The organism is Rhodococcus sp. SJ-3 (assembly GCF_051918125.1).
Taxonomy (GTDB): Bacteria; Actinomycetota; Actinomycetes; order Mycobacteriales; family Mycobacteriaceae; genus Rhodococcus.
On the sequence record NZ_CM123306.1, the window covers coordinates 68,278 to 89,146 of the forward strand.

Here is a 20,869-nt window from a genome sequence, read left to right on the forward strand (position 1 = left end):
ATAGAACCCAGGATGTTGTGAGTTACATTCTTGATATTCGCAGGTCGCCTGACTTTCTCGCCTCCGGATCAGGTGCTCGGGCGGCGTGTCGGCACCCGCCTTTCACGGGCGTTTCCGCACAGTGTGACGCGACCCACCGACAAGTGCGGTGGGTCGCGTCACCATTGCGATCAGGGCAGCGCCTCGAACACGTCCTCGAGACGTGCGGGCAGATCTCTCACCCGAACTCCCGTCGCGTGCCACAACGCGTTGACGACAGCAGCTGCACTCCCGACGATGCCGATCTCCCCGACACCTCGCGACCCCGTTGGTGTGGCTCGCATATCGTCCTCATCGAGCCACCCGGCGTCGATGTTGCCGATGTCGGCGTGCGTGGGCACGTGATACTCCGCCAGATCATGATTCACGACGTGCCCGAAACGATCGTCACGAACGCTTTCCTCGAAAAGCGCCATCGAGATGCCGAAGCACATTCCCCCGATGAACTGCGAGCGGGCCGTACGTGGATTGATCACCCGCCCCACGGAGAACATTCCCAGCATTCTCGGCACCCTGATCTCACCGGTGTCGGAATCGACGTGGACCTCCACGAAATGTGCGCCGAACGACTGAGCTCGGTGATGCTCGAGTTCTCGATTCTCGCCTGCGGTCGCTGTCACTTCGGCGCCGGCTTCAGGTCGGTCTCCGAATCGTTTCCGGAATTCCTCGGCAGCCGTGACGATCGCGGTGCCCCACGACGAGGTACCCGACGAACCTCCGGCGACGGTCGCGTTGGGCAACGCGCTGTCGCCGATCTCGACGCGCACGTTCTCCACGTCGCAGCCGAGCGCGTCCGCGGCAATGAGGGTCAAGGCCGTCCACGCACCTGTCCCCAGGTCCGCTGCAGCGATCCGCACAACGAACCGGTCGTCGCCTTCGTGATGGATCGTTGCTTCCGAGCCGGGATTCACCATGTGCGGATATGTGGCGACCGCGACACCCGTGCCGGTGAGCCACGGCCCGTGACGCCGAAGCCCCGGTTCGCGATCGTCCGGATCCCATCCGAACCGTCGTGCACCCTCCTGGAGGCACTCGACCAGCCTCCGCGACGACCACGGCTTCCCGGTCTCCGGGTCCACCTCGGGTTCGTTGCGAATCCGCAGGTCGATCGGGTCGATTCCGCACGCGGTCGCGAGTTCGTCCATCGCAACTTCCCCGGCGTACATACCGGGCGCCTCACCGGGAGCCCGCATCCAGAACGGCGCGGGCACGTCCAACGCCACCGCCCGGTGGGTGGTCCTCAGGTTCGGTACCCGGTACAGGCTCCTGGCCGACACCGCGGCCTGCTCGACGAACTCCGCGACGTGCGACGACTGCGTGTATGCCTCGTGGACCATTCCCTCGATCCTGCCGTCGCGATCGGCCGCGATACGCACATGTGACGACGTCGGGGCTCGATAGCCGACGTAGCCGAACATGTCCTGCCGTGAGACCGCGAACTTCACCGCGCGTCCCGGCAGCGCGCGTGCGGCCATGGCAGCGAGCACGTCGTGCGCATGGGGCGCGCCCTTCGATCCGAATCCCCCACCGATGTACGGGCAGATCACGCGGATCTTCGCGGGGTCGATTCCCAGAACGGGCGCGAGTGCGTCCACCACTCCATGCGGGTGCTGAGTCGAATCGTAGAGCGTCAATTCGTCGTGTTCCCACAACGCCACCACCGTGTGTGGTTCGAGCGGATTGTTGTGTTCCTCGGGGGTCGAATACCACTGGTCGACAACGATGTCGGCAGCACCGAACGCAGCGCCGACGTCGCCGCGTTCGCTGTCTGCGGGATAACCGCCATTGGCTTTCTCCGGCGCATACATCGCGGGATGATCGTGCCGGAATCCCACGTCATGCGGCTGCGGCGCGTAGTCGATGCTCAACAGATCGCACGCCTGCCTGGCCACTTCGGGTGTCTCCGCGATCACAGCCGCAACCATCTGCCCCCGATACAGGACATCCGGGCTCTGAAGGACGACGTACTCGCCTTCTGCTTCGGCTGTCAGACGCGGGGCATCGAAAGGAGTGAGCACGGCCAGCACCCCGGGAACCGCCCGTGCCGCTGCCGTGTCGATGCTCCGCACACGGCCGCGGGCGATCGTCGCGGTCGCAGGTACGAGATACGCGGGATCGGAAACGTGATGCTCGTATGCGTACGGCGCGGTTCCCGTCACCTTTCTCGATCCGTCCACCCGTGCAGTCGACGTGCCGATGGCACGGTTTTCGAGGCGACTCATGCGGACTCCTCCCCAGAGATGCGGTGGGCGAGGTCGCGCAGGACAGCGACAACGGTGCGCCGCAGCAACGTCACCTTGAAGGCGTTCCCGTCGACCGGCCGGGCGGCGGCGAGTTCGGCGTCTGCTGCCGCGGTGAACGCCTCGTCACTGGGGGACTGCCCGAGCAGCGTCTCCTCGGCACGGTGTGCACGCCATGGCCTGTGCGACACTCCACCGAACGCGAGTCGGCAGCCACTGATCGCACCGTCGCTCACGGTCAGTTCGGCCGCGACCGACACCAGGGCGAACGCAAACGCTGCGCGATCTCGCACTTTGCGGTAGGCAGAGGCGCTACCCTGCGGTGCGGGAATATGGACGCCCACGACGAGGTCGTCGCGGGCGAGAGTGGTGTCCAGTTCGGGTGCGTCCCCGGGCAGTCGGTACAACTCTTCGATCGGGACGGCCCGTTCACCTTCCGGACCGAGGACGACGGCTTCGGCGTCGAGAGCGAGCATCGCCACCGCCATGTCGGACGGGTGGGTCGCGACGCATCGATCGGACGCCCCGAACAGCGCGTGATACCGCGTGTAGCCGCCGAGGGCCGAACATCCGCTGCCGGGTTCGCGCTTGTTACACGGCGTCGACAGGTCGCGGAAGTACACACACCGGGTGCGCTGCAGAAGGTTGCCTCCCGTGGTCGCCGAATTCCTCAGCTGCGGCGAAGCGCCCGAGAGCAACGCACGGGCCAGCATCGGATAGCGCTGCCGCACCACCGGATGCGCGGCGAGATCGCTGTTCCGCACGTTGGCGCCGATGCGGACACCACCATCCGCAGCCTCGACGATGTCGTCGAGCGGCAGTCGCGAGATATCGACCAGTAGGCCGGGTGTCTCGACTCCGAGTTTCAGGTTGTCGACGAGATTGGTCCCTCCTGCAAGAAATGTGGCATCGGGGTTGTCGTGGACGAGCGCGACCGCACCGGCGGGGTCCGCAGCCCGTTCGTAGCGCAGCAGCTTCATCACTCGCGCCCTCCGGTCGATACGCCCGGTCTTTCGCCCGCGACTTCGGCGATCGCAGCAACGATGTTCGGATACGCCCCGCACCGGCACAGGTTTCCGCTCATTCGCTCGCGGATCTCGTTGCCGTCGAGAGCGACAGTCGAGGCGAGATCCTCGGTGATGTAGCTGGGATCTCCGTGCGCAGCCTCGTCGAGCATCCCGACTGCAGAACAGATCTGGCCGGGCGTGCAGTACCCGCACTGGAACGCATCGTCGTCGATGAACCGCTGCTGAAGTGGATGCAACTCGCCGTCAGAGGACAGTCCGGAGGCGGTGACGATATGCGCCCCCTCGTGGGAGACCGCGAGCGCGAGACATGTCACGGCACGGCGGCCGTCGAGCAGTACAGTGCACGACCCGCACTGACCGTGATCGCACCCTTTCTTCGCAGAGATGACGTCGAGGCGATCGCGAAGCGCGTCGAGAACAGTGGTACGTACATCGACCCTGACGAGCCGTTCTGCGCCGTCGACGTGGAGCGTTATGTCGCGCTCGTAACCGTTCGAGGCAGAGGCCGATACGTTTTCCGTTGCCATGAGCGAACCTTCCGAACCGTGGGCTGTGCACTGGGCATTCCCGTCGGCGACTCGATCCAATCGTTCGCTGGCGGAATCGTGGATATCGAGCCATGGCAACCCCTCGACTTAGGTAACGCTGCCCTAACCGTAGGATTGCAATGCCGGTCTCGGCATCAGCACGCAGGAGGAAGATCTTGTCCACAACATTGCACCGCCGCAGTAGTCGCGGCGCCCGTCTGGTGGCAGCCGCCGGCGCCCTGGCTCTCGGAGTCACCATGACGGCGTGCTCGTCCGCTCCCGAGTCGAATGAGGACGCTTCGACGCCTGCCACCCAATCGAGCGGGGAATGGCCGCGCACCGTGGAGACCGCCGAGGGTCCCGTCACCCTCGACACCCAACCCGAGCGGATCGTGTCGACGAGCGTGACCCTGACCGGCACCCTGCTCGCCCTCGATGCACCGCTGTACGGCACCGCCGCGCAGCCGCCGAGCACAGTGACCGACGAGAACGGCCTGTTCACACAATGGGCCGATATCGCAGCCGACCGCGACGTCGAGACCCTCTACCAGGGCGAGCCCAATATCGAGGCGATCACCGCAGCGGCACCGGATCTCATCGTCGTCTCGTCCAGCGGTGCCGATTCCACACTCGATCAGGTCGAACTTCTCTCCCGGATTGCACCGACTCTCGTCTACGACTACTCGGACAAGTCGTGGCAGGACCTGACCATGCAGATGGCCGAGGCCGTCGGCGCAGAGGAGCGGGCTGACGAGCTTCTTGACGAGTTCGACACCAAGGTCGACGAAGCGAAGACCGCGATCGCACCCGCAATCGCCGAAGAGAACACGGTGAGCATCCTCACCTACAACTCCCCAGAGGATTCCCGGGTCTTCACCGGCGAGTCCGCTCAGGGCCGCCTCGCCACCCGGCTGGGTTTCGAGATCGCGTCCGTTCCCGAGACGGCAGGAGCAGCCGCTGCGGGACGCTCGGACATCATCGCCGTGGCGACCGAGAACCTGTCGCTGGCGCTGACCGGAGGGAACACGTTCATCATCAACGCCCTACCGGAGGACGCCGATCGCTTGAAGGCCGATCCCACTCTGGCCGAGACGAAGTCGGTCCGGAACGACTCGGTGCACGCCCTCGGCTACGACAGCTTCCGCCTCGACTACTACAGCGCCACCAACGTCATCGATCGCATCGTCGACGCGCTCGGCTGACTGTGAGCACCCCGGCGTCGACGCGCTCCGATATCGACATGGAAACGGGCCGGAAACCTCTGAGGTTTCCGGCCCGTGCCCATGCGACAGTCGTGATCAGGCGCTGGCGAGAGCTGCCTTCGCATCGGCGAGTGCGACCACCACGGCAGAAATCTGATCGGCGGTCTGGGCGTGCTCCTTGGCATGCGCCTCGCCGAACTTACCGAACGTCTCTCCGATCGTGAGCGATCCACCCTCGATGACCTTGCCACCGGCGATGCCGGCAGCCTTCGTCGTGTCTTCGAGAGCCCATTTGCCTGCATTCTGGCTCGGTGACTGGCTCACAACCGCGACCGGCTTACCTGTCATCGCACCCACACCGTACGGCCGGGAGAGCCAATCGATGGCGTTCTTGAGAACGGCGGAGATGGTGCCGTTGTACTCGGGCGTGACGAGCAGGAACGCGTCCGCGTCCGCGGCAGCATCGCGCAGCGCAACAGCAGCAGCCGGAACGGTGTCACCGTCGAGATCTTCGTTGTAGAAGGGGACGTCTGCGAGGCCCTCGTACACGGTGACCTCGACTTCGTCGGGGGAAACTGCGACGGCGGTCTCCGCAAGCTGGCGGGTGACAGCTGCGGTACGCAGGCTGCCGACGAGGGCGAGAACTCGGGTCTGGGCCATGTTCGAAATCCTTGGGTTCTGGGACGGACGTCCGGGGCGAGGCAACTACACGAGCATAAACGGACCGCGGTCCACTTATCTTCCCCATCCGCTAAAGTGTGACCTTGTGAACATTCCGGTCCCTCTCGCCGACGAGAGCATCGAGCGATGTGACGCCGCGCGCAACCGGCAACGGCTCCTCGACGCCGCAGCGCTGCTCGTCGCCGAGCGTGGACCCGACGCGGTGACCATGGATGCTGTTGCAGCTCGCGCCGGCGTCGGCAAGGGCACGGTGTTCCGTCGGTTCGGCTCACGCGCGGGCCTCATGGCCGCACTCCTCGACCACAGCGAATCCGCATTCCAGCACGCCTGCATGCACGGTCCTCCCCCACTCGGGCCCGACGCCGAGCCGATTGCGCGACTGATCGCATTCGGGCGAGCACGCATCGAACTCGTCGAAGTCCAGGGAGAACTGCTCCGCGCAGCGGAGAGTTCGACCGAGACCCGTCACGGCAACGCCCCCCGGCAGGTTTCGCTCATCCACATCGAGATGCTGCTGCGCACGATCGGGATGGGCAGCCGCTCCCGCTTGCTCGCCCACTCACTGCTGGCAGCACTGGACCCCGGCCTGATCCTGTACCAGTGGCACGAACTCGGCTATCCACTGGGACAGCTCGCCGACAACTGGGCCGACCTCGCGCACAGGGTCGTCACCGGCGACGGCATTGCGGGTACAGAGCTCCCCGGATGAGCGCCATCGGGTTCGGATGGTTTCCGCCGCTCCAGCTGGACGCGGTCCCTGCAGCGTGGGGAAATGAGTAGCGTGAGGGGATGAATCGAGTCCTCGGCGTCCTCACACTCTGTTCCGTGGCAGTCGCTGTCTCCGCCTGCAGCACCGGCGCATCCGATCCCTCCGGATCCGGTTCTGCCGACGATCTCACCGGTCGCACGTTCATCTCGACCGAGGTGAACGGCAGCCCGATTCCCGGCGGTGGGCCACTCGTCGTGGAATTCCCGGAACCCGGCCGACTCGCCGCGACCGCAGGGTGCAACCGCTTCGCCGGTGCGGCCGATCTCGCGGACAGCACCCTGCGTGCGCCTGATCTTGCGAGCACGATGATGGCGTGCCCGCCCCCTCGCGACGGAGCCGACGGATGGCTGAGTTCCCTCGTCGCCGCGTCTCCGCGGTGGAGCCTCGACGGCGATGCGCTCACCCTCACCGGCGACGGGACGACGGTCTTTCTCACCGACAAGAAGGTCGTCGACCCCGACCGGCCGATCAGCGGAACCGAATGGTTCGTCACAACCATGCGCACCTCCGACGCGGTCATGTCGTCGGCGGCGCTGGATGAGACCGCCCCCGAACTGGTGGTCACCGAGGACGGACAGGTCTCGGGCAGCACCGGATGCAACCGCTTCACCGGAACCGCCGAAGTCGGCGATGGCACCCTCGTGTTCGGTCCGCTGGCGACCACTCGCGCCGCCTGCACCGACGCGGCGCTCACCGAGATCGAGAACCACGTCCTCGCGGTCCTCTCGGGTGAAACGACCTATGTGATCGACGGGGCGGAGATGACGCTCACCGCGTCGAATGGTGTCGATGGGCTGGGCTACCGCGCCCGCTAGGCCGCCGAGTCGTCAGAACCGCTCCTCGAGCCACTGCGCGAGGGCCCGTCCGGCGACGTCGATCTGGTTCGGCCAGTCCATTGCCGAGTCGTCGGCGTGGTCGCTGACGTACTTCACCAACCGCGCTCGCGCCCCCATATGGCACGCAGCGGACGCGACCGCGAACCCTTCCATGTCGACGAGATCAGCACGCGCTGCCAACGCGTCACGAACCTCTGCGTCGGAGACGAAAGTGTCGCCCGTCGCGAGGACGGTACCGTCACCCTCATCGACCGAGAGGGCATCCGCGACCGGATGCCCGAGACTGCGCAGTACCTTGCTGCTGATGTCGTGATTGATCACTGTCGACGGCACGTAGAGTCCGCCGTGATGACCGTGCAGTGCACCCGCCGTGCCGATGTTGACGACGAGTGGCCGTGCGCCTTCGGGGTAGCGCGCAAGCGCCGCAGTGACCGCAACTGCCGCGGTGACCTTCCCGATGCCGGTGATGAGGACGTCGTATCGGTCGGCCACATGCGCCGCTTCGGCCTTCGTCGCGGACACGACGAGAATCCCCTTCATACGCTGCCCTTCCCGGTCCGATCCGTTGCGCGCGCACCACCCGGTGCAGCAACAACCAGTTTGCCGCACCGTATCGCGGCGCATCGCACGGCGGCGACATGCCCGCTAGAGTTCCCGCATGGAGAATCTTCGCGATCGCATTATCGATGAACTCGGAGTCCGGCCCACCATCGACCCGAAGGCCGAAATCGACACGCGTGTGCGGTTTCTCGCAGACTATCTGCGCAGCACTCCGGCGAGAGGCCTTGTGCTCGGAGTCAGCGGAGGGCAGGACAGCACGTTGGCGGGCCGCCTTGCGCAGCTCGCAGTCGAGGCATTGCGTGCAGACGGGCACGAAGCCGAGTTCGTCGCAGTTCGCCTCCCCTACGGTGAGCAGGCCGACGAACACGATGCGCGGATCGCGCTCGATTTCATCGAGCCCGACCGCGATTTCCGCATCAACGTCAAACCCGGAGCGGACGCGAGTGCCGCAGAAGCAGCACAGGGCATTCGCGAACTCCTCGGAGACACCGCCACCCTCCGCGACTTCGTCCGCGGCAATATCAAGGCCCGCGAGCGAATGATTCTGCAGTACGCTATCGCGGGCGAGCTCGGGCACCTGGTGATCGGTACCGACCACGCGGCGGAAGCCGTCACCGGTTTCTTCACGAAGTTCGGGGACGGCGGTGCGGACGTCACACCGCTCACGGGCCTGACGAAGAGGCAGGGCGCGGCGCTCCTGCGTGAGCTCGGAGCGCCGGACAGCACGTGGCAGAAGGTTCCGACCGCGGATCTCGAAGACGACAAGCCCGCCCTACCCGACGAGGTCGCGCTCGGTATGACCTACGCCGAGATCGACGACTACCTCGAAGGCAAGGACGTCACGGCGGAACTAGCGGAGAAAGTCGAGCGTGTGTTCCTTGCGACGAGGCACAAGCGCACCGTACCGGTCGCTCCGCTCGACACCTGGTGGCGCTGAGCGCTACCCGCCGGCGAAGGGTGGCAGCACGTCCACCTTCGCTCCCGCGGGGAAGCTCAGATCGCGGGTGAGTTCGCCACCACCTGCTTCCGGCTCGACCAGGTAGGCAGCAACCGACAGGACCCGTTCCATGTCGGCGCCGTGGCGTGCGATCAGTGCCGCACGCAGCGCCGCCAGGTCGGACCCGACGGCGAGGTCGACCGTCTCCTTCTCCCGTCCCGCAGCGTCCGCTGCTGCCGCGAAGTACCGCACCTCGATCCCGGTCGTCTGATCAGCCACCGATAGCTCCCATACTGCGTTCCGGCGGAACGAAACCCGCCGCGTCGATGCCGTGTCCGGCCCACTTGTTCCACATCGCGCCGCGCCACAACGCGGCAAGCTCGTCGTCGGTCGCACCACCACGGATCGCCGCCCGCAGATCGGTCTCCCGATCGCTGAACAGACACGACCGGACGGTGCCCTCGGCCGTCAGACGGGTGCGGTCGCAGTCCGAACAGAACGACCGGGTGACCGACGCGATGATCCCCACCGTCGCCGGTCCACCGTCGACGAACCAGCGTTCCGCGGGAGCCGACGGGTCCTCTCGCGCAGTCTCGGTGAGGGTGAACCGGGCACCGAGTACCTCGAGCAGACGCGCAGCGGTGATCATGTTCGTCCGCGCCCATTCGTGGTCGGCGTCGAGGGGCATCTCCTCGATGAACCGCAGTTCGACGCCCTCGTCGAGGCACCAGCGCAGCAGGTCGGCGGCGCCGTCGAGGGTCTCGGGCATCAGGACCGCGTTGACCTTGACCCTGGCCAAACCCACCTGCGCGGCCGCGCGGATGCCCGCGAGGACCGAATCGAGGCGGTCGCGTCGGGTCAGCCGGGCGAAGTGATCGCGGTCGATGGTGTCGAGGGAGATGTTGATGCGGGACAGTCCGGCGTCGCGCAGGCCTCGGGCGCGGTGGGCGAGTCCGACGGCGTTGCTGGTCAGGGCCAGTGGTACGTGGGGGGCGACGCGGCGGCAGCCGGCGATGATGTCTTCGAGGTCGCGGCGCATGAGGGGTTCGCCGCCGGTGAACCGTACTTCGCGTACGCCGAGGTGGCCGGTGGCGATGTCGACGAGGCGCACGATTTCGTCGGCGGTGAGCAGTTGCTCACGGGGGATCGGGGGAAGGCCTTCTTCGGGCATGCAGTAGGTGCAGCGCAGGGAACATTTTTCGGTGAGGGAGACACGGAGGTCTCGTGCGACACGCCCGAAGCGGTCGAGGAGTTCGGGTACGTCGGGGCGATCGGATACGTGGTCCGTCGCGGCGCGCACGGACGGCATTCCCACATCCACTGCTGTCACAGAATCACCGGCCTCATGCCGCCAGTATGCCTATCGAACGCGCCCGGCGGAATGAATGCCACGAACGGCACCGGTACGGTAGTCGCCATGGCAGGCGGCAGGCGGTCCGTGGAGGAACATGCACAGCACGTAGCGGAGCTTCTCGAACCGCTCCGGTCGATACCTTCTGTCCAGGTGCCCCTTGCACGGTCGCTGGGCCGGACACTGGCCGAACCGGTCCATGCACCGATCTCGCTTCCTCCGTTCCGGAACTCTCAGATGGATGGTTACGCCGTCGACGCGGCGTCGGTCGCCTCCGTGCCCGTCACTCTGACCGTGCAGGCCGTCGTCGCCGCCGGAGACGCGGTCTCCACCCTGGCCGGAGGCGCCGCACTCAAGATCATGACCGGTGCTCCGATCCCCGAGTGTGCCGATGCGGTCGTTCCGGTCGAGGACACCGAGACGGACGACGCGGCGGGTACCGTCACCGTGCATCGCACTGCCGCCCCCGGCACGTACGTGCGCGAGACCGGCAGCGATGTGCACGCCGGGGAGCTTCTGCTCCCCGCAGGCACGGTTCTCGCGGCCCGGCACATCTCGGTCCTCGCCGCAGTCGGCCTGACCGACGTGCCTGTTCGGGGCCGTCCCCGTGTCGCGGTGATCTCCACCGGCAGTGAGCTCGTCACCCCTGGCGAAGCACTCGGGCCCGGGAAGATCTACAACTCGAACGGTCCCGCTCTCGCGGCGAGCGCCGCCGCGAACGGCGCCGAGGTCGCCTCGATCGCGCACTGCGAGGACGATCCCGAGGAGTTCGCTGCCATGATCGCCCACGCAGTGGCCGTCGCCGATGTCGTCTTCACCTCCGGCGGCGTCTCGAAGGGCGATTTCGAGGTCGTCAAGGACACCCTCGAGCCTCGCGGCGGCACCTTCGTGTCGGTGGCAATGCAACCCGGCGGACCGCAGGGCACCGCCGTCGTCGATGGCGTACCGATCCTGACGTTCCCCGGTAACCCTGTGAGCGCACTGGTCTCGTTCGAGATCTTCGCCCGTCCGCTCCTGCGCGACATCGCGGGGCTGCCTGCAATCGCGTCCGGCACACGGCCGCTCGTGAGCGGACTCGAGTCCATCCCGGGCCGTCGTCAGTTCCTGCGCGCCCGTCTCGATGGCGACAATGTGGTGCCGCTACCCGGACACGGTTCTCACCTGGTTGCCGGACTGGCCAGCGCCGATGCGCTCATCGACATCGACCCCGACACCACCACCCTCGTATCCGGAGATCTCGTGAAAGTGCTTCCCCTGTGAGCGAATTGAGCCACCTCGACGATCAAGGCCGCGCGCGCATGGTCGACGTCTCGACGAAGAGCGATACGCATCGAGTCGCCGTCGCTGCAGGCGAGTTGGCGACCACCGCCGAGGTGATCGCGCTCGTCCGCGCCGACGACATGCCGAAGGCAGACGTACTGGCCACCGCCCGCCTCGCAGGCATCGGCGCCGCCAAGCGCACGTGGGAACTGATTCCCCTGTGCCACCAGCTTGCCCTGTCGACGGTGAAAGTGACGTTCGGTTTCACCGACACGACAATCACGATCGAGGCGGTCGCAAAGACCACCGGCCCGACCGGGGTCGAAATGGAGGCACTCACCGCTGTGGCCGTCGCCGGACTAACCCTGCACGACATGGTCAAAGCGGTCGACCCCGCAGCGGTACTCAACGGGGTACGTCTGGTGTCGAAGGAGGGCGGCAAGCGTGGACGATGGGTTCGTGACGATGCTCCTGACCAGAACGACGCATCAGTGCCCGCGACCGAATCGGCATCAGCGCGTTCCGCTGTCGTCGTAGTGTCCTCGACCGGTGTCGCCGCGGGCACGCGCGACGACAAGACCGGTCCGACCATCGAACAGTGGCTCACCGCACGCGGGTTCTCCGTACGAGGACCACTGATCTACGCCGACGCGCAGATCTCCTCGGGCCTCGCCGACGCCCTCACCGGCAGTCCCGCGCTGGTCATCACCACCGGCGGCACCGGAGCATCCCCCACCGACAGGACACCCGAGGCGACCCTCGCGGTACTCGACCGCGAGCTGCCCGGTGTCGCCGATTCGATCCGTCGCCGCGGGCTCGACGTCACTCCGCACGCGGTCCTCTCCCGCGGCGTCGCCGGGCTTGCCGGACACACGGTCGTGGTGAATCTGCCCGGCTCGCCGGGCGGAGTGAAGGACGGGCTCGCCGCACTCGACCCGATCCTCGATCATCTGTTGGCGCAAGTATCCGGAGGCGGAGCCCATGAGTGAGATGTTGGCACGAATTTCCTCGGAGCCGTTGGATCCCGCTGCGGTGGAGGCCGCAGTCGCCGGACCCGAGTACGGCGCGGTGGTGGTGTTCACCGGTGTGGTGCGCAACCACGACGGTGGCCAGGCAGTGGCGGCCCTCGAGTACATGTCGCACCCCGATGCCGAGGCATTCCTGCGCCGGGTCTGCGACGAGATGGCGGCGGAGTCCGGTCTTCCGGTAGCTGCGGTCCATCGAGTGGGCGAACTCACCATCGGCGATCTCGCGCTCGTCGCGGCAGTGGCTTCGCCACACCGCAAGGAGGCTTTCGCAACGTGCGCCGAACTCGTCGAACGCATCAAACATCAAGTGCCCATTTGGAAAAGGCAGCAATTCGCCGACGGAGTATCCGAGTGGGTCGGCGTCTGCTGACCGCCTCCTCTCCCCGCGCGAACGGCACCTCCGCCCTCCCGAGTCGAGCAAAGACACCGTCCGCTCCACTGCGCGGACGTGGCTCGGCAACCGGTGGGGTAGGCTGACCCAGTTCGGGTGTCACGACGACATCCACCGTCGTGGGATACCGGCGGCCCGGGATCGTGCCCGGCCCGCAAGCGCACTTCATCGGCCTTCCTCGCGGCGATCACACCGCACCATCTCGGGACCGGTCCCGTATGCGTGCACACACGCCGCAGTGAAAGGCAGCGCTGTTCTATGACCACATCCTTTTCCGATCTCGGGGTTCCCCGTCCTCTCGTCGCCGCACTGAGCGACTCGGGCATCACCAGTCCGTTCCCTATCCAGGCGGATACCCTTCCCGATTCGCTCGCGGGTCGCGACGTCCTCGGCCGCGGCCGCACGGGCAGCGGCAAGACCCTCGCCTTCTCCATCCCACTGACTGCTCGCCTCTCCGGAGGTTCGACGCGCGCTGCCGGACGCCCCCGCGGCCTGGTGCTCGCCCCCACCCGCGAACTCGCAACCCAGATCGCCGCTGTGGTCGAGCCTCTCGCCCACACCGCCGGCCTGCGGGTCACCACGATCTTCGGTGGCGTGTCCCAGAACCGTCAGGTCGAAGCCCTCCGACGCGGCGTCGACATCGTCATCGCCTGCCCGGGCCGCCTCGAGGACCTGATGCGTCAGGGCTTCGTGAGCCTCGATGCGGTCGAGCTCACCGTCCTCGACGAGGCGGATCACATGGCCGACCTCGGATTCCTGCCCGGCGTCACCCGTATCCTGAACGCCACCGCAAAAGACGGACAGCGACTGCTGTTCTCGGCGACGCTGGACAATGGTGTCGACAAGCTCGTCAAGAAGTTCCTGAGCAACCCGATCCTCCATTCCGTCGACGAGGCCAACTCTCCCGTCGCCGCGATGACCCACCATGTGTTCGACGTCGCAGGCGTCGATGCGAAGAAGGACCTCGTGCGCACCCTCGCGTCGGGGACGGGACGCCGAATCCTGTTCATGCGCACCAAACATCAGGCTCGCAAGCTCGCCAAGCAGCTCACCGACTCCGGTATCCCCGCGGTGGACCTGCACGGCAACCTGTCGCAGAACGCGCGCGACCGCAACCTGGCTGCATTCTCGTCGGGTGAGGCGCGTGTCCTGGTCGCAACGGACGTCGCGGCGCGCGGCGTGCACGTCGACGACGTACAACTGGTCGTGCACGTGGATCCCCCTGCCGAGCACAAGGCCTACCTGCACCGGTCCGGACGGACCGCGCGTGCAGGCAGCGCAGGCGATGTGGTGACCCTCGTGCTACCGGATCAGCGCAAGGACCTCGCGACCATCATGCGCAAGGCGTCGATCAACGTCACTCCGGTGAAGTCCACCGCCAGTTCCGAGCACGTCCTCGCGCTTGTCGGCGAGATCGCGCCGCACGTGCCGCCGGCTCCGAAGCAGGCCGCGACGTCCGGTTCCAACCGACCGGCGCGATCCGGCGGTGCACGCCGCGCCGGCGGGTCCCGGCAGGGCGCCGGTGTACGCGAAGGTGGGGCACGCCAGGGCGGTTCGGGCCGGCAGGGCTCGGGTGCACGCACTGGCTCCGCTGCACGCCAGGGCAGCACGGGTGGCCGTCGTACAGCGGCCGGTCAGGGTGGCGGCGCAGGGAGCGGCCAGCGTCGGGCACCACGCCGCAGCGCAGCTGCACGTTAGGCACCGCAGCGCAGCTGCACGATGAAAGACCCTCGCGGGAAGGTGCTTCAGCGTGGCGTGAACCGGTGGACGGCGTACATCGCGTCCGCCGACACCGGTTCGCCCGCCACACATCGATCCAGCTGCTCGCGAACGGCGTCAGCATCCAGATCGGCCCCGATGACGACGAGCCGGGTGGCTCCCCGGGCGTCGTCGCCGCGACCGGGTGGCTCGAATCGGATATGGTCGCCGACCGTCTGCAACAGATATCGGGTCGAGCGCAGTCCCGCGGTGACCGTCACGTACCCCTTGATCCGGAATACTCCGGCGGGCTGATTCTCCAGGAGATCTACGAGTGCGCGCGGATGCAAGGGCGCGTCGCTTTCGAAGGTGATGGAATCGTATCCGTCGTGCAGGTGCCGATGGTCGTGCTCATCGTGTTCGCGCAGAAGGTCGTCGAGGGTGAGCTGTTCGCCGGCTCGCGGTTCGGCGCGTTCGGAGAAATCGAACAGCAGACCCGGGTCGATCCGACCGCGCTCGGTCGAGACCACCGCCGCGCGTGCATTGAGTCCACACAGGCGACCGAGCAGATCGTCGTGGGTGTCGGTGTCGACGCGATCGGTCTTGTTGAGCAGAATCAGGTCGGCCATCGCAACGTGCTGGTCTAGTTCGGGATGCCGCTCCCGCGTGGTGTCGAACTCGTATGCGTCGACGACGAGCACCAGTCCCCCGTAGGTGATGTGCTCGTTCTCCGAGCTCACGATGAGCCGGATCATATTGCGCGGTTCCGCCAGCCCACTCGCCTCGACGACGATGACGTCGAGATCGGATTTCGGGTGCGCAAGTTTGTCGAGCATCGCGTCCATGTCGCTGACATCGACCGCGCAACACAGACATCCGTTGCTGAGCGACACCATCGAGTCGACCTGACCGGCAACCATCATCGAGTCGATGTTGACCGAACCGAAGTCGTTGACTATCACCCCGATTCGGGCGCCCCGCGTATTGCGCAGCAGATGGTTGAGCAATGTGGTCTTACCCGACCCGAGGAAACCGGCGACAACGACGACCGGAATCTTCCGTTTCGCCATGTGTTCCTCCTCGACCGTCGTTCGCCCGGGCAACCCATGCTAGGACGTGCCGCCGTCGGCCGAGTCACCCACCCTCGACGTGCCGTGCGCGGTTCCGGTAGCAGGCGCTACCGGAACCGTGCACGGGTGGTGTCAGCTGCCTCGCTTGATCCACTCCTCGAGATGCGGCGATTCGGTACCGATGGTGGTGCCGTCGCCGTGCCCGGTGTGCACTGTCGTCTCGGCAGGCAGAGCGAACAGCTTGTCGCGGATCGAGCCGATGATCGTCGGGAAGTCCGAGAAGGAGCGTCCGGTCGCGCCGGGGCCACCCGAGAACAGGGTGTCGCCGGTGAACAGTTCCCCGGCCTCCGGCACGTACAGGCAGGTCGAGCCCGGTGAATGGCCCGGCGTCGCGATCGCCTGGATATCGGTACCCGCAACAGCGATCCGCTGGCCGTCCTCGAGCGTCCCGTGCGCGACCCCCGGATGGGACATCTCCCACAGCATGTTGTCGGCCGGGTTCAGCAGGATCGGCGCGTCGAGGCGCTCCGAGAGTTCCGGCGCAACGGTGATGTGGTCGTTGTGCGCGTGCGTGCACACGATCGCCACGACCTTGCGACCATCGACGGCGTCGATGATGGGCTGTGCGCTGTGCGCAGCATCGATCACCACCACCTCGTCGTCGTTGCCGACGAGCCAGATGTTGTTGTCGACCTCCCATTCACCGCCGTCGAGCGCGAACACACCCGATGTGACGACCCGGTCGATTCTGATGGGGCTCGTCGCGCTCACAACACCACCACCGAACGCAGGACTTCACCGCGGTGCATCGTGTCGAACGCCTTTTCGACGTCGTCGATGCCGATGCGCTCGGTGACGAACTTCTCGAGCGGAAGCCGCCCCTGCTGGTAGAGGTCGACGTAGGTCGGGAAGTCGCGCTCGGGCAGGCAGTCGCCGTACCACGAGCTCTTGAGCGACCCGCCGTGCGAGAAGAAGTCGATCAGCGGCATCTCGAGGGTCATGTCGGGGGTCGGTACACCGACCAGGACGACCGTGCCTGCCAGGTCGCGGGCGTAGAACGCCTGTTTGTATGTCTCGGGACGGCCGACCGCGTCGATGACCACATCGGCGCCGAATCCTCCGGTGATCTCCTGGATGCGTTCGACCGCGTCGACGTTCGTCGAGTTGATCACGTGGGTGGCGCCGAGGTCGGTGGCCCACTCGAGCTTCTTGTCGTCGCGATCGACGGCGATGATCGTGCCTGCGCCTGCGAGACGTGCCCCCATGATTGCGGCGTCGCCGACACCGCCGCAGCCGATGACGGCGACGGACTGGCCTCGGGTGACGCCGCCGGTGTTGACGGCAGCACCCAAGCCCGCCATCACGCCACAGCCGAGCAGCCCGACGACGGCGGGATCGGCAGTCGGGTCGACCTTGGTGCACTGGCCTGCGTGTACCAAGGTCTTGTCGGCGAACGCGCCGATACCGAGGGCGGGGCTCAGTTCGGTTCCGTCTTCGAGGGTCATCTTCTGAGTGGCGTTGAAGGTATCGAAGCAGTACTGGGGTTGGCCTCGTTTGCACGCGCGACACCGACCGCACACGGCGCGCCAGTTCAGTACGACAAAATCGCCCACCTCCACCGAGTCGACGCCGTCACCGACCGATTCGACGACACCCGCCGCCTCGTGACCGAGCAGGAACGGGAACTCGTCGTTGATGCCGCCTTCACGGTAGTGCAGGTCGGTGTGGCACACGCCGCACGCGGCGATCGCGACAACAACCTCACCCGGTCCCGGATCCGGAATGACGATGGGCACGACCTCGACGGGCGCACCCTTCGCACGTGCAACAACTCCCCGGACTGTCTGCGACATGGTGGTGTCTCCTTCGTGACGGTGTACGGAGCCTGATCGGCCTCCGCCACGACCCTATCGACCCACCCGGCTCTCCGAACCTGATCGAAGGACGGGACCCACCTGTCCGAACGACCAGCCGCTGCTATCGGCGAAGATTCGTCGATATGTAACGCGGCAGTAAGTTTCCGCGACGTGTGTGGTGACCCGCTCGTAATTCCCGCCCGGATTCTTCCGAATGGTGAGATCGGAATGGTAATTGCCCATGGCAACTCATAACTCGTCGTCCCGACGCCGGATTCTCGCCGGCGTCATGGCTCCTGTCACGCTCGGCGTCGCGGCCATCGTCGCGATCGCAGTGGCACAGCCGAACGTGCCCACCACCGCAGACCCGGCACTCGTCGTGTCGACACAGGACTGCTACGACATGGTGACCATCTCGCTCGGCGGCAGAGGCGACGCGCCGCGTGACCAGAGCAAGATGCTGGTCACGCCGGACGGGACCACGCTGCCCGCAGCGCTGTCGGACGATTACCACAGCCATTGGGTGGACCCGGTCGTCAACGCACCGCGGAACACGGTGGGCGACGAGTCCTACGCAGCCGTCTATGTCGACTACCCGGCTCATATGGACTCATATGAGGAGGCCGTCAACGGCGGCGTGGAGAACACGAAGACGATCATCCAGGCCATCCAGGTTTCGTGCCCCGACACGAAGTTCGCGATCGTCGGGTACAGCCAGGGCGCTGATGTCGCGCGTCGGGCCGCCCAGGAGATCGGCAACCAGAAGCCGAACGAGGACGGGTCGTACGACATCATCGATCCCGATTCGGTCGTCGGCGTGGTGATCCTCGCCGATGCCGGGCGCGGCGCAGGTGAGGGGCCGTTCCCGGGGGCGGAGAACGAGTACAGTAATCCCGACGGATTCGACCGCAAGTACCAGGACGGGCAGCACAGCGCCTCCGGAAGCGGCGCACTGCCGGATACCGGCGGCGGATTCGGTGCGCTCGACGGCAAGGTCGCGTCGTTCTGCTCCGAAGGCGACCTGACGTGCTCGGCGCCCGAGAACATCGCGCTCCTGCAGCTCGCGATCAACGTCGGCAGGCAGCTCAACATCGATGCGTTGCAGCGTGACGGGCTCACTCCGGAAACTGGTATGAACGTCGCCCAGGTTCTCAGCGGCGTGGCACTGGCTGCCCTCGCCGACATTTCTGCGAACGACGAGTGGATGCAATCGGACGAGACCTTCCTCGATGTGCTGATCAAGGTGTCGGACCCGGCCTATGTTCCGAACGATCCTGCGGTGAAGAATGTTTCGGCCAGCGGCGCCGATGGTACCGAGGGGCCGATCCCGGCCGACCGTCTCGCGAACCTTGCGTACCTCCCGGAGAAACTGTTCAAGGAGGTCGTCGGTTTCATCGAGGACAACCAGAACACTCTCCAGGTGGCGCTGAGCGATCCGTACCAGCAGACCCTCGGCCCCGGCACCGGGCACCACTTCGACTACTGGCGCGACAACGGCGAAGGCAAGCCGATGACCTCCGCCGAGTACGCGGCTGCATGGCTGACCCACCTCGCCGAGCAGGCGAAGAACGGCGAGTCGGTGAAGACAGATGTCGACCCGAACACCGCGAAGCTCGGTATCGCGAGCGATGAGGTTCTTGCGGTCGAGGCCACCTCGACCACGCCCACCACATCGTCGACCGCGGTTCCTGCAACCGACAGCACCGTCCCGACCGACGGCACCGTCCCGACCGACGGCACCGCGCCGGCGCCGGGGGCAGTGGTCCCCGCACCGGTCCAGGGCACCGCGCCTGCCGGCGGCACCGCACCGGTGGATCCGCTCGCCGTACCCGCTCCCGGCGCGACCCCACCGGCCGGGGGGCTCGACATCCCGGCACCCGGGCTGACCCCGTCACCCACAGCGGCCACACCCGCACCGCCTGCGGGTGACGGCAGCGTGACCTCACCCGAGCAGCAGGTCTCGGGATCCACTGCAACAACGAAGGCACCGCAGCCGACCACCACCACCACGTCGGTGCGGGAACCCGCAGCAGCCTGACCTACGACCCGGGAATCAGAGTCCGAGTCACGAACTCGACGTCAGCCCGCGGCTTTGACACCGGCTTCCGCACCGAGTGCCGCTGCCTCACCGCGGGTACTGACGTCGAGTTTTCTCATGAGGCTCGCGACGTGGAACTTGACCGTGGACTCGCTGACTCCCAACCGCTCTGCGATCACCCGGTTGCGTCGGCCCGCGACGAGGTGCTCGAGAACCTCGATCTCGCGAGCGCCGAGTCCTGCCAGAGCATCGGTCGCGGCTCCACCGGGTGTCGGTATCGGAAGGTCCAGGGGCAACGTCGCACTCACGCGACAGCCCCACCCGTCGGTCGACTCGGATTCGATCGTGCCGCCCATGGTTTCGACCCGGTCGCGTAGCTGACGTTCGAGTTCGGCCGCGTCGACCTCGCCTCGCCCGTCGTCACGGATATCGATGCCGAGTTGCGCGCCGTCGCAGCTCCACGCAACCCTGATACGCCTGACCTCGCTCTGCGCCGACATGGCGAGGACCGCTCCGCGAGCCAACGCGCGGGCAGCGTGCGCGACCTCTCCGGGCAGCGCTCGTCCGTGGACGGGTGGACTCACCATTTCCAATTCGAGGTCGCGGTGACGGACGAGAGAGCGCAATTCACCGTGCATCCGGGCGAACGCTGTCGTTACCGCCTCTTCGGCCAGCTCGCGGTGCGCGTCGACGGCCGAGCGCAGTGCGATCAATGCTCCCGTCGCGGTTTCGCGTGCCGTGGTGCGGGCACGGCTGTCGTCGAGATCCTTCGAACGCAGGGTCGCCAGGATCGTTTCCAGGGTGACCGCGTGCGCTTCCGTGAGTTCGGCGACGGTACGCGCACGCTCTGCCGACGCTGCCCTCGATTCCGCGAGATAGGCGGGGCTCGCGCTGTGTACCTGTAGCTGGATCCCGGTCGCGACGATCGTGAACAGCGACCGCACGAGCTCGAGAGAAGCAGCGGAGGTCCGCGCTCCGCGTGGTACCAGGACGAGAAGGGTCTCGGTGCGATCCAGTATCACGCACACGTCCCGGTCTCGCCCCGCAACGCGCGCCGGACTGCGGCGGATCTCCCCCGCCGTCAATTCGGTACGGATGCGGTCGAGCTCCGCAATCGTGACCCGCTCGACGATTGTGGGATCGCCCGCGACCTTGCGCGGCCGTCCGGTGCATTCACGTGTGAACACCACGAGTGCGCTGTGCGGAACGAGGGTATCGATCAACACCGAGAAGCGCTGGCCGATCTCTGTCAGCGGGCCCACCAGTACGTCCCTCATGTCGGTGATCAGGATGTCGGGACGAGGCGGTGCAGTACTCACGGACCCACGATATCGGCCGGTATCATCCGATTCATCCC

General features: G+C 66.5%; 20 protein-coding genes. 9 read left to right on the top strand and 11 right to left on the bottom strand.

From position 1 onward, the window contains the following. Positions 1-170: 170 nt before the first annotated feature. Genes ACTDXD_RS00295 through ACTDXD_RS00305 form a run of 3 tightly spaced genes read right to left on the bottom strand, consistent with a single transcriptional unit; the run spans position 171 to position 3,834 of the window. A complete protein-coding gene (locus ACTDXD_RS00295) occupies positions 171-2,261 on the bottom strand; it encodes a xanthine dehydrogenase family protein molybdopterin-binding subunit (protein WP_440125251.1) in 2,091 nt (696 codons plus the stop codon). Beyond that, entirely contained in the window at positions 2,258-3,259 is a 1,002-nt protein-coding gene (locus ACTDXD_RS00300) for an FAD binding domain-containing protein (protein ID WP_440127828.1), read from the bottom strand. The genes ACTDXD_RS00295 and ACTDXD_RS00300 overlap by 4 nt, the downstream gene beginning before the upstream one ends. Then, positions 3,259-3,834 carry a 2Fe-2S iron-sulfur cluster-binding protein gene (locus ACTDXD_RS00305; RefSeq protein WP_440125252.1) on the bottom strand — a complete coding sequence of 192 codons (576 nt, stop codon included), beginning with the start codon at positions 3,832-3,834 and terminating at the stop codon, positions 3,259-3,261. Before ACTDXD_RS00305 ends, ACTDXD_RS00300 begins: the two co-directional genes overlap by 1 nt. A gap of 176 nt (positions 3,835-4,010) precedes the next feature. On the opposite strand from ACTDXD_RS00305, the gene fepB reads away from it, so the two are divergent. Then, the gene (gene fepB / locus ACTDXD_RS00310; RefSeq protein ID WP_440125253.1) at positions 4,011-5,036 is read left to right on the top strand and encodes a Fe2+-enterobactin ABC transporter substrate-binding protein; all 1,026 of its coding nucleotides are present in this window, start codon (positions 4,011-4,013) and stop codon (positions 5,034-5,036) included. A gap of 96 nt (positions 5,037-5,132) precedes the next feature. On the opposite strand, the gene ACTDXD_RS00315 is transcribed toward fepB, so the two are convergent. Next, positions 5,133-5,696: an NAD(P)H-dependent oxidoreductase gene (locus ACTDXD_RS00315; RefSeq protein WP_440125254.1), complete on the bottom strand. Its 564-nt coding sequence runs from the start codon at positions 5,694-5,696 to the stop codon at positions 5,133-5,135. A gap of 106 nt (positions 5,697-5,802) precedes the next feature. Here ACTDXD_RS00315 and ACTDXD_RS00320 point away from each other — a divergent pair, with 106 nt between their 5' ends. Together ACTDXD_RS00320 and ACTDXD_RS00325 are read left to right on the top strand one after the other, a co-directional pair. Then, entirely contained in the window at positions 5,803-6,426 is a 624-nt protein-coding gene (locus tag ACTDXD_RS00320) for a TetR/AcrR family transcriptional regulator (protein ID WP_440125255.1), read from the top strand. 116 nt (positions 6,427-6,542) lie between these two features. Beyond that, positions 6,543-7,301 (top strand): META domain-containing protein, encoded by a 759-nt coding sequence (locus ACTDXD_RS00325; RefSeq protein ID WP_440125256.1) that lies wholly within the window; start codon positions 6,543-6,545, stop codon positions 7,299-7,301. A gap of 12 nt (positions 7,302-7,313) precedes the next feature. On the opposite strand, the gene ACTDXD_RS00330 is transcribed toward ACTDXD_RS00325, so the two are convergent. Continuing rightward, positions 7,314-7,862: a nucleosidase gene (locus tag ACTDXD_RS00330; protein ID WP_440125257.1), complete on the bottom strand. Its 549-nt coding sequence runs from the start codon at positions 7,860-7,862 to the stop codon at positions 7,314-7,316. 118 nt (positions 7,863-7,980) lie between these two features. Between ACTDXD_RS00330 and nadE the strand changes: the two genes are divergently transcribed. Next, the gene (gene nadE, locus ACTDXD_RS00335; RefSeq protein ID WP_440125258.1) at positions 7,981-8,820 is read left to right on the top strand and encodes an ammonia-dependent NAD(+) synthetase; all 840 of its coding nucleotides are present in this window, start codon (positions 7,981-7,983) and stop codon (positions 8,818-8,820) included. Between the two features lie 3 nt (positions 8,821-8,823). Here nadE and ACTDXD_RS00340 read toward each other — a convergent pair whose 3' ends face one another. Both ACTDXD_RS00340 and moaA read right to left on the bottom strand, forming a co-directional pair. After that, the gene (locus ACTDXD_RS00340; RefSeq protein WP_440125259.1) at positions 8,824-9,099 is read right to left on the bottom strand and encodes a MoaD/ThiS family protein; all 276 of its coding nucleotides are present in this window, start codon (positions 9,097-9,099) and stop codon (positions 8,824-8,826) included. Further along, on the bottom strand, positions 9,092-10,150 hold the full coding sequence (gene moaA / locus ACTDXD_RS00345; protein WP_440125260.1) for a GTP 3',8-cyclase MoaA: 1,059 nt from the start codon (positions 10,148-10,150) through the stop codon (positions 9,092-9,094). The genes ACTDXD_RS00340 and moaA overlap by 8 nt, the downstream gene beginning before the upstream one ends. Before the next feature lie 87 nt (positions 10,151-10,237). Between moaA and ACTDXD_RS00350 the strand changes: the two genes are divergently transcribed. The 4 genes from ACTDXD_RS00350 to ACTDXD_RS00365 all read left to right on the top strand — a co-directional run bounded on the left by ACTDXD_RS00350 (position 10,238) and on the right by ACTDXD_RS00365 (position 14,548). Next, the gene (locus ACTDXD_RS00350; protein WP_440125261.1) at positions 10,238-11,431 is read left to right on the top strand and encodes a molybdopterin molybdotransferase MoeA; all 1,194 of its coding nucleotides are present in this window, start codon (positions 10,238-10,240) and stop codon (positions 11,429-11,431) included. Beyond that, complete coding sequence (gene moaCB, locus ACTDXD_RS00355) at positions 11,428-12,420, top strand: bifunctional molybdenum cofactor biosynthesis protein MoaC/MoaB (protein WP_440125262.1); 993 nt, start codon at positions 11,428-11,430, stop codon at positions 12,418-12,420. Before ACTDXD_RS00350 ends, moaCB begins: the two co-directional genes overlap by 4 nt. Next, positions 12,413-12,829 (top strand): molybdenum cofactor biosynthesis protein MoaE, encoded by a 417-nt coding sequence (locus ACTDXD_RS00360; RefSeq protein ID WP_440125263.1) that lies wholly within the window; start codon positions 12,413-12,415, stop codon positions 12,827-12,829. The genes moaCB and ACTDXD_RS00360 overlap by 8 nt, the downstream gene beginning before the upstream one ends. 279 nt (positions 12,830-13,108) lie before the next feature. After that, positions 13,109-14,548 (top strand): DEAD/DEAH box helicase, encoded by a 1,440-nt coding sequence (locus ACTDXD_RS00365; RefSeq protein WP_440125264.1) that lies wholly within the window; start codon positions 13,109-13,111, stop codon positions 14,546-14,548. 47 nt (positions 14,549-14,595) lie between these two features. On the opposite strand, the gene ACTDXD_RS00370 is transcribed toward ACTDXD_RS00365, so the two are convergent. The 3 genes from ACTDXD_RS00370 to ACTDXD_RS00380 all read right to left on the bottom strand — a co-directional run bounded on the left by ACTDXD_RS00370 (position 14,596) and on the right by ACTDXD_RS00380 (position 17,471). Next, positions 14,596-15,618: a CobW family GTP-binding protein gene (locus ACTDXD_RS00370; RefSeq protein ID WP_440125265.1), complete on the bottom strand. Its 1,023-nt coding sequence runs from the start codon at positions 15,616-15,618 to the stop codon at positions 14,596-14,598. 132 nt (positions 15,619-15,750) lie between these two features. Continuing rightward, positions 15,751-16,389 (bottom strand): MBL fold metallo-hydrolase, encoded by a 639-nt coding sequence (locus ACTDXD_RS00375; protein ID WP_440125266.1) that lies wholly within the window; start codon positions 16,387-16,389, stop codon positions 15,751-15,753. Continuing rightward, the gene (locus ACTDXD_RS00380; protein ID WP_440125267.1) at positions 16,386-17,471 is read right to left on the bottom strand and encodes an S-(hydroxymethyl)mycothiol dehydrogenase; all 1,086 of its coding nucleotides are present in this window, start codon (positions 17,469-17,471) and stop codon (positions 16,386-16,388) included. The genes ACTDXD_RS00375 and ACTDXD_RS00380 overlap by 4 nt, the downstream gene beginning before the upstream one ends. A gap of 244 nt (positions 17,472-17,715) precedes the next feature. On the opposite strand from ACTDXD_RS00380, the gene ACTDXD_RS00385 reads away from it, so the two are divergent. Further along, a complete protein-coding gene (locus ACTDXD_RS00385; protein WP_440125268.1) occupies positions 17,716-19,512 on the top strand; it encodes a cutinase family protein in 1,797 nt (598 codons plus the stop codon). A 41-nt stretch (positions 19,513-19,553) separates the two neighbouring features. On the opposite strand, the gene ACTDXD_RS00390 is transcribed toward ACTDXD_RS00385, so the two are convergent. Beyond that, positions 19,554-20,831 (bottom strand): LuxR C-terminal-related transcriptional regulator, encoded by a 1,278-nt coding sequence (locus tag ACTDXD_RS00390; protein WP_440125269.1) that lies wholly within the window; start codon positions 20,829-20,831, stop codon positions 19,554-19,556. Positions 20,832-20,869 lie beyond the last annotated feature (38 nt).

What these genes read in the sequence shown, in the direction of transcription:
- ACTDXD_RS00295 (WP_440125251.1), bottom strand. Translation starts at nt 2,261, where the DNA reads ATGAGTCGCCTCGAAAACCGTGCCATCGGCACGTCGACTGCACGGGTG.
- ACTDXD_RS00300 (WP_440127828.1), bottom strand. Translation starts at nt 3,259, where the DNA reads ATGAAGCTGCTGCGCTACGAACGGGCTGCGGACCCCGCCGGTGCGGTC.
- ACTDXD_RS00305 (WP_440125252.1), bottom strand. Translation starts at nt 3,834, where the DNA reads ATGGCAACGGAAAACGTATCGGCCTCTGCCTCGAACGGTTACGAGCGC.
- ACTDXD_RS00315 (WP_440125254.1), bottom strand. Translation starts at nt 5,696, where the DNA reads ATGGCCCAGACCCGAGTTCTCGCCCTCGTCGGCAGCCTGCGTACCGCA.
- ACTDXD_RS00330 (WP_440125257.1), bottom strand. Translation starts at nt 7,862, where the DNA reads ATGAAGGGGATTCTCGTCGTGTCCGCGACGAAGGCCGAAGCGGCGCAT.
- nadE (WP_440125258.1), top strand. Translation starts at nt 7,981, where the DNA reads ATGGAGAATCTTCGCGATCGCATTATCGATGAACTCGGAGTCCGGCCC.
- ACTDXD_RS00350 (WP_440125261.1), top strand. Translation starts at nt 10,238, where the DNA reads ATGGCAGGCGGCAGGCGGTCCGTGGAGGAACATGCACAGCACGTAGCG.
- ACTDXD_RS00360 (WP_440125263.1), top strand. Translation starts at nt 12,413, where the DNA reads ATGAGTGAGATGTTGGCACGAATTTCCTCGGAGCCGTTGGATCCCGCT.
- ACTDXD_RS00365 (WP_440125264.1), top strand. Translation starts at nt 13,109, where the DNA reads ATGACCACATCCTTTTCCGATCTCGGGGTTCCCCGTCCTCTCGTCGCC.
- ACTDXD_RS00370 (WP_440125265.1), bottom strand. Translation starts at nt 15,618, where the DNA reads ATGGCGAAACGGAAGATTCCGGTCGTCGTTGTCGCCGGTTTCCTCGGG.
- ACTDXD_RS00380 (WP_440125267.1), bottom strand. Translation starts at nt 17,471, where the DNA reads ATGTCGCAGACAGTCCGGGGAGTTGTTGCACGTGCGAAGGGTGCGCCC.
- ACTDXD_RS00385 (WP_440125268.1), top strand. Translation starts at nt 17,716, where the DNA reads ATGGCAACTCATAACTCGTCGTCCCGACGCCGGATTCTCGCCGGCGTC.